8 protein-coding genes are annotated in these 16,891 nt (G+C 52.7%); 6 read left to right on the top strand and 2 right to left on the bottom strand.

Annotated features, from left to right (window positions below; genetic code table 11):
- The first annotated feature begins 4 nt into the window (after positions 1 to 4).
- The 4 genes from BLU57_RS05050 to BLU57_RS05035 all read left to right on the top strand — a co-directional run bounded on the left by BLU57_RS05050 (position 5) and on the right by BLU57_RS05035 (position 5,166).
- Positions 5 to 1,309 (top strand): M18 family aminopeptidase, encoded by a 1,305-nt coding sequence (locus tag BLU57_RS05050; RefSeq protein WP_090317246.1) that lies wholly within the window; start codon positions 5 to 7, stop codon positions 1,307 to 1,309.
- A gap of 431 nt (positions 1,310 to 1,740) precedes the next feature.
- A complete protein-coding gene (locus tag BLU57_RS05045) occupies positions 1,741 to 3,075 on the top strand; it encodes a SulP family inorganic anion transporter (RefSeq protein ID WP_090317243.1) in 1,335 nt (444 codons plus the stop codon).
- A gap of 137 nt (positions 3,076 to 3,212) precedes the next feature.
- Positions 3,213 to 3,896, top strand: coding sequence for a response regulator transcription factor (locus BLU57_RS05040; protein WP_090317240.1), 684 nt, complete (start codon positions 3,213 to 3,215; stop codon positions 3,894 to 3,896).
- Entirely contained in the window at positions 3,883 to 5,166 is a 1,284-nt protein-coding gene (locus tag BLU57_RS05035) for a sensor histidine kinase (RefSeq protein WP_090317237.1), read from the top strand. The genes BLU57_RS05040 and BLU57_RS05035 overlap by 14 nt, the downstream gene beginning before the upstream one ends.
- A 210-nt stretch (positions 5,167 to 5,376) precedes the next feature.
- Here the strand turns inward: BLU57_RS05035 and BLU57_RS05025 are convergent, their stop codons facing one another.
- Positions 5,377 to 6,186 carry a nucleoside 2-deoxyribosyltransferase gene (locus BLU57_RS05025; RefSeq protein ID WP_090317234.1) on the bottom strand — a complete coding sequence of 270 codons (810 nt, stop codon included), beginning with the start codon at positions 6,184 to 6,186 and terminating at the stop codon, positions 5,377 to 5,379.
- 292 nt (positions 6,187 to 6,478) lie between these two features.
- On the opposite strand from BLU57_RS05025, the gene BLU57_RS05020 reads away from it, so the two are divergent.
- Both BLU57_RS05020 and BLU57_RS05015 read left to right on the top strand, forming a co-directional pair.
- Positions 6,479 to 9,310, top strand: a complete 2,832-nt coding sequence (locus tag BLU57_RS05020; RefSeq protein WP_090317231.1) for a hypothetical protein — start codon at positions 6,479 to 6,481, stop codon at positions 9,308 to 9,310.
- The gene (locus BLU57_RS05015; protein WP_143026936.1) at positions 9,232 to 10,791 is read left to right on the top strand and encodes a hypothetical protein; all 1,560 of its coding nucleotides are present in this window, start codon (positions 9,232 to 9,234) and stop codon (positions 10,789 to 10,791) included. The genes BLU57_RS05020 and BLU57_RS05015 overlap by 79 nt, the downstream gene beginning before the upstream one ends.
- 42 nt (positions 10,792 to 10,833) lie before the next feature.
- Here the strand turns inward: BLU57_RS05015 and BLU57_RS05010 are convergent, their stop codons facing one another.
- The gene (locus tag BLU57_RS05010) at positions 10,834 to 16,869 is read right to left on the bottom strand and encodes a DUF4214 domain-containing protein (protein ID WP_090317222.1); all 6,036 of its coding nucleotides are present in this window, start codon (positions 16,867 to 16,869) and stop codon (positions 10,834 to 10,836) included.
- Positions 16,870 to 16,891: the final 22 nt, after the last annotated feature.

Genomic DNA, 16,891 nt, shown 5'->3' with positions numbered 1-16,891 from the left:
AATCATGACAGCCAAACAACACGTGCAGCATTTGCTGGATTTCATTGACCAAAGCCCAAGTCCCTGGCATGCGGTGGCTACGGTCGAGGCGGCGATTCAAAAGTTTCAGTTCGTGCGCCTCGATGAAACCGCCAAATGGTCATTGCAAGCGGGCGGGCGCTATTACGTGGTGCGCGACGATTCGTCGATTGTGCTGTTTGTGGTGGGACACAAAGCACCCGCCGAATCGGGGTTCAAGATCGTCGGCGCGCATACCGATTCGCCGGGATTCCGCATCCGGCCGAATGCGGCGACCGTGAACGACGGTCTGGCCCGGCTTGGCGTTGAAATTTACGGCGGGCCGATTCTCGCGACCTTTGCCGACCGCGATCTGAGTTTGGCTGGACGGATCAGTTACATCGACGAGCAAGGAAATCTCGCTTATAAGCGGGTGCGCTTCGACCGGCCGCTGCTGCGCTTGCCGAATCTGGCGATACACATGAATCGGGGTGTCAACGAGGACGGCTTGAAATTGCACAAGCAGAACGAATTGCCGCTGCTGTTCGCGCAATTGACTGGCGGCCAGCTACCGAAACCTTACTTTTTGCAACTGCTGGAACAAGCGGCAGGCATTAACGCTGCGCAAATGCGGTCGTGGGATCTGGCGGTGTACGATACGCAAAAGGGCGCATTATGGGGCGCGAACGAGGAATTTTACGCCGATAGCCAGATCGACAACCTGGCTTCCTGCCACGCCGCATTGCAAGCCATGCTGGACGATGCCGTGCTGGATTCCGCGCAAAGTACGCTGGTGTGCGCGTTTTTCGACCACGAGGAAATCGGCAGTGAAAGTCACATCGGCGCGGGCGGCAGTTTTCTGGCCGACGTGTTGCAGCGCATTGGCATCGCGACGTCAGCGGAGCGCGAAGACACGGCGCGCGCAATGGCGCAGAGCTTTCTGATCAGCGCTGACATGGCGCATGCCTACCAGCCGAATTTTCCCGCCGCGTATGACGCCGATCACCGGGTTTTCGTCAACAAAGGTCCGGTGATCAAATCCAACGCCAACCGCCGCTACAGCTCGGAAAGTGTCTCGATTGCACATTTCATCCAGTGGTGCGAAGAAGCCGGTGTTCCCCATCAACGCTACTCGCACCGCAGCGACTTGCCATGCGGCAGCACCATCGGCCCGATTGCCTCGGCCAAACTGGGTATCCGCAGTGTCGACATCGGCTGCCCGATGTGGGCCATGCACAGCGTGCGGGAAAGCGCCGGTGTGCAGGATCATGGTTATATGATCCAAGTGTTGAAGCGGTTTTTTAGCGATTAGGCGCGGCAATTATTTCAGGGGCGTCATGCTCTTTTCAAGGCGCCTGCAATTGTTGTGAGGGTGTTTGCAGGGCAAATTCGTACCATCTATCGCGCCAGTTTCAGCGCTGCGCGCATCGTTCACAACCCCAGAACAAGTACCGCAACAATGGAGTGATTCGTCTGTTGCTGTTGTAGTCTGACTTGCTTTCTAAATATCTTTGTCGTTAGGAATGCGTGAATATCCGAAGGCAACAAGCTATTTTGGTGTTTTCTTAACAAAGCGTTAACAGAGATTTTATGAAAATTTTACATCAATTAAGATATAAGTAAACTGTCAAAGTAATAGAGTGTATTACCGGCAATAAGTCATAGGAGAATTACTCAATGGAGTATCGAACATTAAATCTCTTGTTGTTCATTGTCATTTAATTTTATTGGGGGGAACAGTTTATGAAATCGCAAACAATAGAGAAATTGTTGCCTGGCGAACAAACAACGACTGTAGCTAAGAAAGCCGGTTCCGCCGCTTTTCAATCGCAATACCTGTTACGCGATACTGCCGCAGGTTTCATTACCGGCGCAATGGCGATTCCGCTAACGGTTGGTATTGCGATCATGTCTGATTACCCAATCAAAGTGGGGCTGGCGACGGTCGCTTTTGCTTCCTTCATTGGCTGGATTAATGCCTGGTTCAAGCCAGGTAACTACATCGGTTCACCGGGTATCGCTGCGGGTTTGGCGCCGGTGCTGGCAATGGGTGTTGCTACTTTTGGCTGGGAAAATATGGCATTTTGTATTTTTCTGACGGCGGTCATGCAAGCAATTATCTGGAAATTCAATTGGCAACGGTATCTGCTGGTTGCTGTTCCGGTTTATCTGGTTGAAGGATTGCTGGCCGGTGTAGGATTAAAAATATTGCTGAAGTTTTCGGAATTTACTTATGAAATTTCAGATGCACTGGTTACCGAAGAATTCTGGAATAGTGCGCGTATTCAAATGGTAGCGATCTCAGGTGCAGGTCTTGCGGTATTTTTATTGCTATTCTCCAGATTTAAGAACACGCAACCTGCCATTCCCTATTTCGTGCTCATTGTCGGCGGTGTTATCCTGGCTCGGTTTGTCAGCGTGCCGATGATTTCTGTGCAAGATGTCGATCTTCATTTGCGCTTACCATTGCCGCAAGCGGACGTATCTTTCTTGATGCTGGCTTATATGGTGCTGTTTTGTGCCATGCTGGCGATTGTTGACGTGATCGAACAAGTCATGAGTAATGCGGCGATAGAGAAAATCGATCCATTACGGCGCAAAACCAATAGCAATAATAGCTTGCTGGCCATCTGGATTGCCAATCTGGGGTCCAGCTTCTTTCATGGCATGACCAATCTGGACGGTTTAGCTAAAAGCACGACAAATAAGCTCGCCGGAGCAATGACCAAGTTTTCCGTTTTGATCATTGGGTCAGTGGTTTGCTTCTTTACCTTCAATACTCATTATCTTAACTATTTGCCCAAGTTCTCACTGGCGGCGATCATGATGTTTACCGGGTATAAAATGATTGCCGGATTGGTGCATGTGACGCATTATGGTCCTTATGCGGTGGTACTTTCTTTTTTAACCGCGGGGCTGGTTTATAAAGTGGGTATTTTTGAAGGTTTGCTGATTGCGATGGTATTACACGGTATCATTCATTTTATGGTGTTTACCAAACACGACAACTTGTCAGGCAAAACGGTCGTTAAGCGGTACTTTGATAATCTAAAGAAAGATAGCAGCAATCTACAGTAACATTTCGTTGTTATTTTCTTAAGAATCAGCGTACAGGGGGCGGACTATCAAATCCGCCCTTCGTTGGCTGGGCGATGCAAAGCTGCTTGGCGGGACCCTAATTAATTCTTCTGGATTTTATTGGGTAAGGATGCGTCATGAAAGTGCTTGTCATAGAAGATAACCAAGATATCGCTGCCAGTATTCGTGATTATCTGGAGAACTTAAACTACTCAGTCGACATAGCCAGCGACGGTATGACTGGATTGAATCTCGCTATTACGAAAGATTATTGCGTGATCATTCTGGATCTCGGGTTGCCGGATATCGATGGCATTGATATCTGCTACCGGATTCGCCATGATGCACGCCGCTCAGTTCCGGTGCTCATGTTGACCGCCAGAGGTTTACTGGAGAATAAATTACAAGGTTTTGAATCAGGTGCGGATGATTACTTGGTCAAGCCTTTTTCCTTGAAAGAGCTCGCAGCGCGGATCAAAGTATTATCGGAACGCATTGGCCGTGTGCCGGATTCACGATTACAGATCGGCGATCTCACGCTCGATGCGAGCACTCACGAAGTCTATCGCGCAGGCAAACGGATAGAACTCAGCTCGTCATTATTCCGGTTACTCATGTATCTGATGCAGAATCCGCACCGCGTCATTACCAGGGAAGAATTGGAACGTGTCGTTTGGCAGGATCATCGGCCAGACAGCGATGTGTTGCGAACCCATCTTTTTAATCTTCGACAGCTCATTGACCGGCCGTTTGATCAGCCACTTTTGCATACGGTACGCGGTTTTGGGTTCAAGATTACGGACAGGAATGCAGAAGACTAAGCGGCTGAGCCGCAGCATTATACTGTCGTTTCTATTACTGGGTACCGTGATCACACTGTTACTCGGTTTGAGTCTGGTCGCTGCGTTGAAAACGATTGAAATCAACATACTCGATGAAATACTGCATGCCGAGCTTAAACGGTTCCAGCAGCAAGGCAATGACGCACAGAAATCCGGATTCTCGCATTCACGCTCAACCATCGTCATTTATTCCGCACTGCCGGACGAAACGGACACCATTCCGGAATACCTGCGTAAGCTTCCTCGCGGCATTCACGATGTAACATACAATGGCCGGGACTATCGCGTGCTGGTCGAGGATATCGGTGATGCACGTTATGCGATCAAATTTGACGACACCAGCATCCATAAGCGTGAACTTGAATTCATCCGTCTCGTTGGATTGTGTGCATTCATTACCTTGCTGATCGCGTTTATCTTTGGCTGGAGAATGGCGCATTATGTGATTAGCCCCATCAGACGGCTTGCCTATCAAGTGATGGCGTTTAAGAATCAACCCGGTGAGGTTCTTGATTTATCCGAATTTGGCAATGACGAGATAGGCGTTCTGGCGCACAAACTGCAACATTATCATCAGCAATTACAGCAACTGCTGAGCCGCGAGAAAGAGTTTGCCAGCAACGTCAGTCATGAGTTACGAACACCCGTTACCAGCATTAGCATGGCGGCAGAGGTACTGGCGACTAAAAAGGATTTGTCCGCGGCGGAACATGAACGGATTCAGCGCATTCAACGCGCCGCCGGAGAGATGTCCGAGCTGATCGAAACTTTTTTAGTATTAGCGCAGTTGCATAACGAGCCGACGGATATTGGCACGCATGAAATGGAGCCTATCGTCCGCAAAGTGATCGAGCAGCAACGGGTGTGGCTGGGCAATAAGCCGGTTGAAGTTGTTGTCGAGGAGAATGACCGGTTAGCCGTATCGGCGCCTTCCGGTATCCTAAGCGTCTTAGTCGCCAATTTGGTGCGCAATGCATTCCGTTACACCGAGCGGGGCAGTGTGGTGGTGACGCTGGAACCCGATCAATTCACCGTTACCGATACCGGTGTGGGTATCGATCCCGTAATGCAAGCGCAAATATTCAAAGGATACGCGGTATACAATCCCAACAACTCGGATAGAGTCAGACTGGGTTTGTCTATCGTTCAGCGTATCTGCGAGCATTACAACTGGACTATTTCGGTTGAAAGCACAAAGGGGCGAGGTAGCCGGTTTACTGTTAAGGGCCTCGGAAGAGAAAGGGGGTAAGTATAATTCTAACAAAACAGAAAGAGAATAAACGCAGTATTAACACCCGTGCCAGAAGGCGGTTATGTTGCTTTCAATCCTGAGACTGGAACGACTATGCAAGGCGAACCGTTGGAAAAGCATTGGCCAACTTAGTCGAAGCAACCGGGCTTTACCTTGAAGAATTTTCGATAACTATTACTTCCTTGCACTGTTGACAAGCTTCCAGATTCAAGCATTTTTCACTTTGAAATTAATCGTATAATTTCGCTTACCATTATTCGTATAAATTGACAGATGCAATGTGATGTCATCTATATTTGTCTGAGGGATTTTGCAAAGTATATAAGTTTCGTGTGCCTCATTGAAATGAGGTGTGAGGTTATTCACAGAGAAACCTACGTTCATTTTGGAATCTACAAAAACTCTTTTTAAAGGCTCTTGTAAATTTGGAAAATGATCCTTCAAGTTGCCATGAAGTGAAATTTGCATCGATTCTTCAGGTATTACTTTCCCCGAAATATTTTCTATGGTTAGTGGGATCTGATCTACATTTTTCGCTAAAAATATCTCTGTGACCTGTTCTTCTGCCAAGAGCTGTCCGAGGATATATAGATTTAAGCCAAATTTAAGTTCATCGGCGCTTTTTCCTAAGTTGTCGAGATAAAAAACTAAATCTTTTTCCAATCTTTGCTTTAATTGGGAAATATCATTTTTATCGTAAATGATATGTCGAAAATGTTTTAGATCAAATGGAATATCTGTTGATTTTGATGTTAAATAAATAATCTTTTTTTCTAATGCATTAGCATAGCCAATTTCAAAAAAAACATTAGGATTTTGGTCACTCATATCGCCAATTACAATGTCTGCTTTGGCTATTTGATTTACGATTCTGGCGTATATGCTTTCTTGATATATTTGTTCGTCAACTCGTTCGCAATAGGTTTCCAATTTTTCGCAAGTGGCTTTTATTCCAAGTTGATAAATATTGTCATAGCTTTTATCGAATGGCATTAACGTAAAAACAAATGGTTTCATAAAATGCAATTAATTTAGGTTATGGTTTATTAGCGTTGTAGTGTAAAGCTTTTTAACCTAAACCTGTTTCTTATCATGGAATATGAACGAGAAATTGAAAGTTAGGTGCTCGGTATCTGCCTTCGATGAATGCAGTCAAGTTCAAATTGGAGAACATCTTATTTCTATTTACTAGGCCAGGATAACAGGGATGCGCCCCCGCCGTTTGACGTCCCAGCCGCTTTTGCCTATAGTCGCAATTAGATGTGTTCCCGATCCTTACCGGCAATATTCTACGAAAGGAGCATCCGTCATGAAGAAAATCAACGACTTTTCGCGCTACAAAAATATCCTGCCTTACGATAGCGAGATCTTCGGTGTGTATCAACCGATGATCGGGTGGAAATCCAAACGCATCAAGCAGCGTATGGACAAGGGGTTCAGCGCCGATTTGAGCAAGGTGCGCGAGCAATTGTTCAAGCGTTTCCGCGGTGATTTCGAGATGGTGCTGGACGAGCGTGGCGTGCTACAAAAGATCTCGCGGCTCGAAACGGGCGGTAGCGATGTGCCGCGCAAGGGGGCCATTGGTGCAATGGGCAGCTTTGTCATCGAGAATTTGACGCGCGAATTGCCGCCGCTGGAGCGTTACGACGAGCGCATGTGGGACAAGCTGATCGATGCTGAGCGCATCAAGACGGCATTGAATCAGGAAGTGATTCTCAAGGTGACGGAATGGTACAAGACCGCGCAGGACGCGCGGGCGAATCCTCGTAGCGTGGAAGCCGCCAACGAACTGGCGGCGGAGCAGTTGCAGCGTGAATCCACGGTGGCGGGTTACGTGCTGCACTTGAAGCAAACCAAGCAGTTCGAAACACTCAAGCAATTGTTTTACAAGCAGGACAATCAGCTGGCAAATCTGCAAAAGCTGCTCAGTTTCAAGGACCCGCTCGACTACATCGATCCGTTCAAGGATCTCGACCGCGCCGGGCTGTCGCCGATCGGCATCGTGCATCTGTTCCGCCAGTATTTCTTTGAATTCGACACATTTCTGGGTCCGGCGGTCGGGCATGTGTGGCTCAGTCCGGGCAGCAGTGTGGAGCTGGTCGAAGTCAGCACGCGCCGGACATTGGTCGAACGGACGCTGGAAACTTCGCTGGAAACGGTGCTGAGAACCGAAAAGTCGCTGACCGAGGAAGACGAGTTGTCGCAGGCGGTGAAGGAAGATAACAAGTCCGATACCAAATTCGGCATGAATGCTACCGCCAACCAGAGCTGGATCGGCGGCAGCGCCAGCGCATCGGCCAGTATCGATATGGCCAATACGCAATCGAAGGCGCGCGAAGTCTCGCACAAGCACATGCGCCAGCAAACAGAAAAAATTTCCACTGAGATCCGCAAGAACTATAAATCCACTTTCCGCACTGTCACCGAAACGACCGACACTTCGAGCAAGCGCTACGTGCTGAACAACACTACGCCCGATCTGCTCAATTACGAGATGCGCCGCAAGATGCGCCAGGTCGGCGTGCAGGTGCAGGATATCGGCACCTATTTGTGCTGGCAGACGTATGTCGACGATCCGGGCCGCCAGCTCGGTATCGCCAAGCTGGTGCATTTGGCTAAAGGCCCCGAGGTGGGCGAGATACCACCGCCGGAAGCGATTCCGATGCCGCAACCGGTCACGACCGACTTGAACATCGATATTCCGTTTGTACCGAAAACCGAGGATACGCTGCCGGAAGACGATATGGACGAAGTGTACCGCGAAGGCAAGGAGGTGAATCTGGATGACAACGAAGGCTCGCCGGAGCAAATTCAGTGGTATTTCGGCGGCTTCAAGGCGCAATGCGATCAACCGGGTTATGAATACGGTGAAGATGGTTTTATCAGCTTCGATTATGGCGGTAGCGATATCCGCTTGCAGTTGGACGAAGTGCAAGAAGATAAGCCTGGCGCGATCCGTTTTTCCGTCAAGGTCAAGCATGTGAACTTCCGCAATGTGTCGCCGCTGCGCGTGGTCGCCAAGATTACCTGGCAACCGGGCAAAAAGCTGAACGACGAGGTTACTGCGCAGAACGAGCTGAAAATCAAGGAATTCAACGAGAAAACCAAATTTGAATACGAGCAGGCATTTGTCGAAGCGGCGCGCGACCGCATCAACAAGATGTCGCGCATAGAAACGCGTAAGTACGAGGATTTGCGCGAGGAAGAGCGCATCGTGGTGTACCGCAGCCTGATCCAGGATATGCTGACCAAGGGGCTGCCGATGCCGGACGATCGCACGCGGCATGTGGTGTCGGAACTGCTGAATACGATTTTCGACATCGACAAGATGCTGTACTTCGTCGCGCCGGAATGGTGGCGGCCGCGTTTGCACCATAGTCATCAAGGCTTGGGCGGCATCCGCAAACCATCTTCCGTCACGCCCGCGCCGGTGAGCACCGCCGCTGCGGGCGGTTCGGTTCATACGCAAATCAAGAGTAAGGCAGCCAAGAACTTGATCACCGCTGCGACAGCCATAGCGGAAAACACGCAAATTGCCTCGATGGATACCGTGACCTGGGGCGGAACACACGATAACCGGGTGGACAACTACTACATCACGGAAGAATCCGATCCCGCCAAGCTGGGATCCTCGTTGGGCTGGTTGTTGCAACTCGACGGCGACAACATGCGCAATGCCTTCCTGAATGCACCGTGGGTGAAAGCCGTGATTCCGATCCGCCCCGGCAAGGAACGCGCCGCGATGAACTGGCTGCAACGCTTGCATGTGGAAGGCACCGAAGGGTTGGACGATAACTACGTCGCGTCCGCGGATGAACTGGCCAGAATCCCGCACAGCGGCCCGAACGTGACGATCCGCGATGCAATCAACCATTTGTGCGATGTGGTCGCGGACAAACATGCTAAATCTATGAAGGTGGGGCGTTATCCGGGCGACGAAATCAACGACGATAACCGCGTTTCTGCCACACCGGTCGACAAGGTGTATGAGCATGGTTTTTATCCGCTGCAAGGCGGTTTCCGCGCGTTGCAGGGCGGCGAGGATTTTGAGGTATTCGATCAATGGGTAGAGGTGCTGCCGACCGATCAGGTCGTGCCGGTGCCGGTGGCTTACGATCCGAAAACCGGGCGGCAGTTGTAGGCATGGCCGATTTCGAGGTGCAGTTTGCCGATGCGGCATTTATCGAGCCGTCGGCACAGGAGGCGGCTTTTGGCTGGAAGCACAACGAAGTCGTGGTGTTTCGCGGTGCCAATGAGTCTCAGGTTTTGCAGCCCGATGCCAATGGTTCCTGCAAGTGGTCGAGCGGTACTGCCGATCCGTGGAGCGTAGCCGATGTCCGCCGGCGCGTGTTGAATGTGCCGTATGCATGGCGCATGGTGGGTCAATCGGCGTTAATTCCCAAGGTCGAAGTCGGTACGCCATTGCGCGTTGTTCTGTCGGCACGATCCAGGTTGTCGCTGTGGACGGGATTGGCCAATTTCACCAAGCGCGTGGCGGTCGCGCACAAAATCGAAGGCCAGATTCCATCGGCGCAGCAGTACGAGTCGTTCATGAGCAAATTTTGCGCAGACTTGGATGATATTTCGCTGATCGCCACGATCAGCAGACGGCCGGACGGCTCGGTCGATCTTTCTCCCGAATTGGCCGTATTCGGCCACGCGGTTGGCAATAAACCCGGCAAGGAGCGGAATTTTGTTGAGTTGGCGCTCAAGAACTTGATCAGCGCTTGTCATTCGCTCGGCATTCAAGTCACTGCCGGTTATGAAGTGCGTGACGACTTCGGCAAGCAGACGCAAGGCAATTTTGTATCATTCATCACGTCACGCAATTCCGATATGACCGATCACGCCAACCGCATCCGCGATGTGCTCGATACCTGGGATTTTGATGGCGTCGGTTTCGATATCGAGGTGAACGGTATCGGCCCGAGTGAACAAAGCGATACCATGAAAGCCTGGTTCAAACAGGGTAAAACGATCAAGGATTGGGTGGTTGCGAGACCCACATCGTCCGATCCGGCCGCCAAAAAGGAACAAGCTGCGGCGGATAATATTCGTATTTTGTATCACACCCTGGCGCAATTGCTGATTACCAAGAAACGGTTTGTGTCGTACGCCACGGCTGCCTTTGTGGATGCCAAGTCCGGCAAGTTTGACGATGGCGTATATATTTTCGGCCACACCCGGGTACAGCCGCTCGAGCTAGCTGCGGGGCGCGCCAATGTGATCGCGCGGATTATGGCGTACGATGAGGGGTTTCAAGCCGGTGGCGGAAAAAAAACAGAAAAATCGCTCCCTGCGCAGGATTCGCTGACAAAACGCCATGTGCAAATCCTGAAATCGATTACCAGCGCCGGTGTTCATCCATCGATCGTGCAACTGGGCATCAAGATGGAAAGTCTGAAGGATTTTGGCATGAAAAGCGGGCATATGACCGTTGCTCAAGCGGTGGAGCGTTGCGCCGATTTGCGCCGTTTTCGCACCGGACTCATCACATTCTCCGGCAGTACCTCGTCTCCCTCCGACGAAGTGGCGGCATTTGCCCGCTACGACAAAGTGCTGAACGAATCGGAATTCAACCGGCGCCACTTCCTCGGCGTGCCGTTTCAAGCACCGCGTTGAGAAGTTCAGGGTATTGCGTTTTCCTGGCGCAGAACTTTTGGGTTATAGCCACCCGTCTTGCAATAGAACGCTCCCTACTAGATGGGTTGCAGCCTCGCCGCTTTGTGCAATTTCTACGGCGAGCCAGCTGCGATCCACTTGATGGCTTTCCAGCCGTGACAATTGCAGATTGAGTTCGTCGCCGGTTGCAGACCGTCCCAATGTCCGGGTATAAATCGTTTGCACATAATCGGTATCGGATAGATTTTGTAAACCGGCGTGTTGCTGTAACCAATCCAGAATGCTGTCATGACTGATTTGATCTTCCAGCGCTTTTTGGCCTGATTGCCATTCTTCCACGGTGGCGTCGCGATTTAAAAAGCTGTGCACCAGGCGTGCCAGGATGCTTTCGGCTTGATTGTGCGCGATCACGACGGTTTCATGGTTGTCGAATGCGATCATTTCCGCGTTTTTCAGGCTGAACATGTCGCCGTCGCTGAGTTGCGTCAATTCCAGCCGGTCCCCGGAGAATTCCAGGTGCACGTCGTTACGGCCGCCTTGCATGCGCAGCACATCCTGGCCAGCGCCGCTGTCCGCATTGATGGCCAGCCCGGGCGGTAAATAACCCTGATTGTTTTCATTGCCGCCGGTAAAATCACGGGTTGCATCGACGCGGATAATGTTGGGATCGGTTTCCAAACCGGCCAGTAATTCATCGCGGGTTTTATCGTGGAATGCCGCTGCTTCGGGCAGGCTGCGGAAGGCCGCTAAAATATCGTCCGCTGTTGCGCCCGCCCAGTTTTGCACCGCGCTGCCTTCCGCAGCCGTCAAGTCACGTCCCAGCCAGTTTTTAGCCAGGTGATGGGCAACTGCTTCAATTTCAGAGTAGGCAATCGCCAGACTCGGGCCGCTGGCAAATCGGACCAGTTCGACATCAGTCAGGGTATCGGTTTCGCCATTTGCTTGTGTCAGTGTGATCGCATTGCCATGCACGGCTACCCGGTAATCGGATAATTGACCCGCTTGAACCGCGCTATCGAAACCCAAACCGCCATTGAGCCGGTCGTTGCCGGTGCCGCCGTTCAAGACATCATTGCCGGTACCGCCGTACACCGTATCGTTACCGGCGTCACCGGAGGTTTGATCGTTGCCGCCCAGACTGCCGACGGTGTCATCACCGCCGCCTCCGGACAAAATGTCGTCGTCCGCGCCGAGCACGATGAATTGACTCTGGTCGTCGCCCGCGGCGAAATTTTCACCGCTGCCGCCGACGACCCGGACAGCGCCGATGATCAATACGAAGGCAACATTATCCAGTTGGATGACGCTGCCGGAAGGCAATTCGCGAGCGTCGATCAGTAGCATGTTGCCGGGCCTTACGGCTGCTGGACTGCTGATGATAATCGGTAGCGCAGGCGGCTGATCACCGGTAAAACGCGGTGTGACGGTATGAATGCTGATCGAGTTGCCGTCCGGCAGTTGCGTCAGAAACTCTCTTGCTTTCGCGGTCAGGTCACTGGCGGTGCCGCTGCTCAGTCCGCTGATTTGCGCCAGCGCGGCGATTGCGCCTGTTTCGGCTTGCGCCGGATCAAGCGTTTGCACCCTGCCAGCGGTTGTTAATCCGGTACCAACCGGCAAGCTGATCGTCAGAAAAGGATTGCCTTCCGCATCCTGCACCAGCGGAATATCCGCATAATCGCTGAATAACGAATCGGGATCGTCTTGCCGGGAAGGTTCGACGGCCGAAATAACGGTGACGACCGTGCCGTCCGGTTGCGTGGCCGTCGTGGCGGTTGCGCCGTCGATGGTTGTGGTGGTACCGCTGCTGCCACTTCCTCCGCCACCACTACCGCCGCCGGAAGACGAGGTGGTCGATACGGTAATGCCGTTGCCGCTGGTGTCGGCGATCGTGACGGCGGCATCGGCACCCGCCGCCCAATCCTCGGCGGCTGCCAGATTGTATGTCGTTGCATCGTCGGAAGCCGTACCGGTTTTGTTTAACAGCAGATTAACCGCAGCCTTGTCGGTCGAACTCAACGTGAGGGTGAACGTTGTACCGGAGGTGATTTCGACATCGGCGGAATCGGTCAAGGTATAGGTTCCACTGCCTTCGCCGGTGAAAGTGAATTTGGAAGCGTCGATATCGCTGGCGGCACCGTTTGCTTTCAGGAAACCGGTGCCGGTTACAACCAGTGCGCCGGTGCTGGTGTTATAAGCCGCCGATGTGATGACGGGCACGGCAACATTCGAAGTGGTAATGCCGTTACCGGTCGCATCGACTACGTTGACCGACGCATTAGCGCCCGCGGCCCAATCTTCCGCAGCGGCCAGATTATAAGTGGTGGCATCGGTGGAAGCGGCGCCATCCTTATTGACGATCTGATTAACCGCTGCTTTGTCGGTACTGCTCAATGTCACGGTGAATGCCGTGCCGGAAGTGATTTCGACATCGGTGGAGTCGGTTAGCGTATAGGTTGCGCCGCCTTCGCCGGTGAAGGTGAACTTCGATACATCGATATCATTCGCCGCGCCGCTGTTTTTCAGCAGGCCGGTGCCGGTCACCACTAAAACACCGGTACTGGCGTTATAGGTGCCCGAAGTAATGGCAGGTACGGCGACGTTGGATGCGGTGATGCCGTTACCGCTGGCATCCGAGGTATCGCCGCTGGTGACATTGGTATCCCAGTCATCCGCCGCGGCCAGATTGTAAGTAGTTCCGCCGGTCGAAGCGGTGCCGTCTTTGTTGACGATCTGATTGACGGCGGCTTTGTCGGTGGCGCTCAAAGTGATTGTGAATGCGCTACCGGAAGTGATCTCGACATCGACGGAATCGATCAGCGTATACGTGCTGCTGCCTTCGCCGGTGAAAGTCAATTTGGAGGCATCGATATCGAAGCCGCCGCCATTGGCTTGCAGATTGGTGCCGGTGACAACCAGGGTTCCGGATGAGGCATCGTAAGTGGCCGAGGTGATGCGCGGATTGATTGAAACCGTGACCGCATTGGTTGTATCGCTGATATCGGGTGTCGCATTGGCGCCGGCCAGCCAGTTGTCTGCGGCAGCCAAATTGTAGGTGGAGCCGCCGGACGACGTGGTGCCGGTTTGATCCAGCAAGGCATCGACAGCGGTTTTGTCCGCACCGGATAGCGTTACGCTGAAAGCAGTGGTCGAAGTAATTTCTACGTCCGAGGAACTGGTAATGGTGTAGGTGGCGCTTGTGGTTCCACCGGTCAGGGTGAGCGTGGAAATATCGATGTCGTTGTTAGCGCCGATTTTTTTGAAGAGATTGCTGCCTGTCACCACCAATATGCCGGTGTCGGAATCGTAAGTGGCTGAGGTAATGGCGGGTGTTTGAACATTGCTCACCGTGATGCCGTTGCTTGTCAGATCGGCGACCGTGATCGAAGCTGCGCTGCCAGCCATCCAATCTTCAGCCGCAGCGACATTGTAAGTCGTTGCACTGGAAGAGGCCGTGCCGTTCTTATTCAGCAATCCATGAACTACCAACTGATCAGCCGCATTGAGCGTCACGCTGAAGGCAGTGGCGGAAGTCACGTCGACAGCCGATGAAGTCAGTGCGTAGCTGCCGCCTTCACCCGTCAACGTGAGCAGTGAAACCGTCACATCGTTGCTGGCGCCACTGTTGGAAACGAAGTTTGTTCCGCTGACCGTCAGCACGTTGGTGCTGGCGTCAAACGTAGCAGAAGTAATGGCGGGTGCGGCGTAGTTGCTGACCGTGATGCCATTGCCGGTCAGGTCGGCGACGGCAACGGCGCTATCCGCCCCGGCTGCCCAGTCTTCGGCTCCGGCCAGGTTATACGTCGTGCTGCCGGCTGCGGAGGTGCCGTCTTTGTCGAGCAATGCTTCCACGTTGGTCAGGTCTGTTCCGGTCAGTGTCACCGAGAACGAAGTTCCCGACGTGATTTCTACATTCGTACCACTGGTCAGCGTGTAGGTTGCGCCGCCTTCGCCGGTGAAAGTCAGCTTAGATAAATCGATGTCGTTGCTGGCGCCGCTTTTCTGCAAGAAACCACTGCCGGTGACGGTCAGTACATTGCTGCTGTAGTCATAAGCGGCGGATGTGATCGCCGGTACTGCGACATTCGAGACGGTGATGCCGTTGCCGGTGGTATCGGCGACGACGACAGCGCTGTCCGCACCGGCCGCCCAGTCTTCCGCCGCGGCGAGATTGTAGGTGGTGGCGTTCGTTGAGGAAGTACCGTTTTTGTTGATAATCTGGTTGACGGCGGCTTTGTCGGTGCTGCTCAGCGTAATCGTGAATGCCGTGCCGGAAGTGATCTCGACATTGCTGGAATCGGTCAGGGTGTAGGTGCTGCCGCCTTCGCCGGTGAAGGTGAACTTGGCGGCCACGATATCATTGGCGGCGCCGTTGGCTTTCAACAGTCCGCTGCCGGTGACCGCCAATGCGCCGCTGCTGGCATCGTATGTAGCGGATGTGATTGCTGGTACCGCAACATTCGATACAGTGACGCCGTTGCCGGTCAGGTCGGCGACGACGAGAGCGCTATCCGCCCCGGCTGCCCAGTCTTCCGCCGCGGCGAGATTGTAGGTGGTGGCGTTCGTTGAGGAAGTGCCATTTTTGTTGACGATCTGGTTGACGGCGGCCTTGTCGGTGCTGCTCAGTGTGATCGTGAACGCCGTGCCGGAGGTGATCTCGACATTGGCGGAATCCGTGAGTGTGTAAGTGCTGCTGCCCTCACCGGTAAACGTGAATTTGGACGCCACGATGTCATTGGCAGCACCGTTCAATTTCAGGAAGCCGCTGCCGGTAACTACCAATGTGCCGGTGCTGGCATCGTAAGTGGTCGATGTGATCGCGGGGGTGGCTACATTACTGACGGTAATGCCGTTGCCGGTTGTGTCCGCAATATTGGTGTTGCCGATTACGGTGTTCCAGTCATCCGCTGCAGCCAGATTGTAGGTGGTGGCGTTCGTTGAGGAAGTGCCGTTTTTGTTGACGATCTGGTTGACGGCGGCTTTGTCGGTACTGCTCAATGTCACGGTAAACGCGGTGCCCGAGGTGATTTCGACGTCGCTGGTGTCGGTCAGCGTGTACGTTGTTCCCCCTTCGCCGGTAAAGGTAAGCAGCGACGCATCGATGTCGTTGGTAGCGCCGCTGGCTTTGATCAGGTTCGAGCCGGTAACGGTCAGCGTGCCGGTGCTGGCATCGTATGTGGCGGAAGTGATTGCAGGCGTTTGCACGTTGCTGACGGTAACGCCATTGCCCGTGGTGTCCGCATTACCGCTTTGCGCCGGATTCCAGTCGGCCGCTGCGGCGATATTGTAGGTGGTGGCGCCGACCGAAGAAGTGCCGTTCTTGTTCAACAATCCTTCCACGTTAATCTGATCGGTAGCATTTAAAGCAACGGTGAACTGAGTGGCCGAAGTGATTTCAACATTCGATGACGTGAGCGTATACGTTGCGCTGCCTTGGCCGGTCAATGTCAGTTTCGAGACATCGATGTCGTTGAGTGTCCCGGCGGTGGCCGCCATGTTGGTGCCGGTGACGACCAGCGAATTGGTGCTGGCGTCGTAGGTGGCGGAGGTGATGGTTGGCGGCACCACGGCAGAGGAGGTATTGATATCATCAACGGTAAGTTCTACCGCACTGCCAAAAACAAAACGTATTTCGTCAACATTATTAAATGCGGAGTTAAATGTCAGCAATCCGCTATATTCTGTCCCTGCGTTGCTTTGCTGCGTATAACTGATATTTCCAGCCGCATCGCTGGTTGTTAAATTGACTGATTCCGCCGCAACGATCAAAGCGCCATCACGGTAACCGGCAATGGTCAAGGAACTCGAAGCGCCACTCGGGCCATTATCAATCTTAAATGAATTAAGCTGAAAGTCGGAGCCATCCGAAGATTTGAAATAGAAATTGGTTACATTGGCGCCGCTATAATTGGAAATAATGGATCGTCCGCCGGATTGATTCAGAAGCGCGGTAAGTTCCGCGGCGTTGGCATTTGCGAAATCAACCGCGCTGCTGGCGCCGAATGTCCACCCGCTATAAGTGGCCGAGGTAACGCCATCGTTAGTGACTAGCGAACCGCTGTCGAAATTGGTAGTGGTCATTGCGTAACTCCTTTAAGTGCTT

Origin of the sequence: Nitrosomonas oligotropha (genome assembly GCF_900106555.1) — a bacterium.
GTDB classification, from domain to species: Bacteria; Pseudomonadota; Gammaproteobacteria; order Burkholderiales; family Nitrosomonadaceae; genus Nitrosomonas; species Nitrosomonas oligotropha_A.
The sequence above is the reverse complement of the archived record's forward strand: the minus strand, read 5'-3'. Positions and strand labels throughout refer to the sequence as shown.

Bases quoted from the DNA above. Each gene is read 5' to 3' on its own strand.
- BLU57_RS05010 (WP_090317222.1), bottom strand. From the start codon at position 16,869: ATGACCACTACCAATTTCGACAGCGGTTCGCTAGTCACTAACGATGGC.
- BLU57_RS05020 (WP_090317231.1), top strand. From the start codon at position 6,479: ATGAAGAAAATCAACGACTTTTCGCGCTACAAAAATATCCTGCCTTAC.
- BLU57_RS05040 (WP_090317240.1), top strand. From the start codon at position 3,213: ATGAAAGTGCTTGTCATAGAAGATAACCAAGATATCGCTGCCAGTATT.
- BLU57_RS05025 (WP_090317234.1), bottom strand. From the start codon at position 6,186: ATGAAACCATTTGTTTTTACGTTAATGCCATTCGATAAAAGCTATGAC.
- BLU57_RS05045 (WP_090317243.1), top strand. From the start codon at position 1,741: ATGAAATCGCAAACAATAGAGAAATTGTTGCCTGGCGAACAAACAACG.
- BLU57_RS05050 (WP_090317246.1), top strand. From the start codon at position 5: ATGACAGCCAAACAACACGTGCAGCATTTGCTGGATTTCATTGACCAA.
- BLU57_RS05035 (WP_090317237.1), top strand. From the start codon at position 3,883: ATGCAGAAGACTAAGCGGCTGAGCCGCAGCATTATACTGTCGTTTCTA.
- BLU57_RS05015 (WP_143026936.1), top strand. From the start codon at position 9,232: ATGGGTAGAGGTGCTGCCGACCGATCAGGTCGTGCCGGTGCCGGTGGC.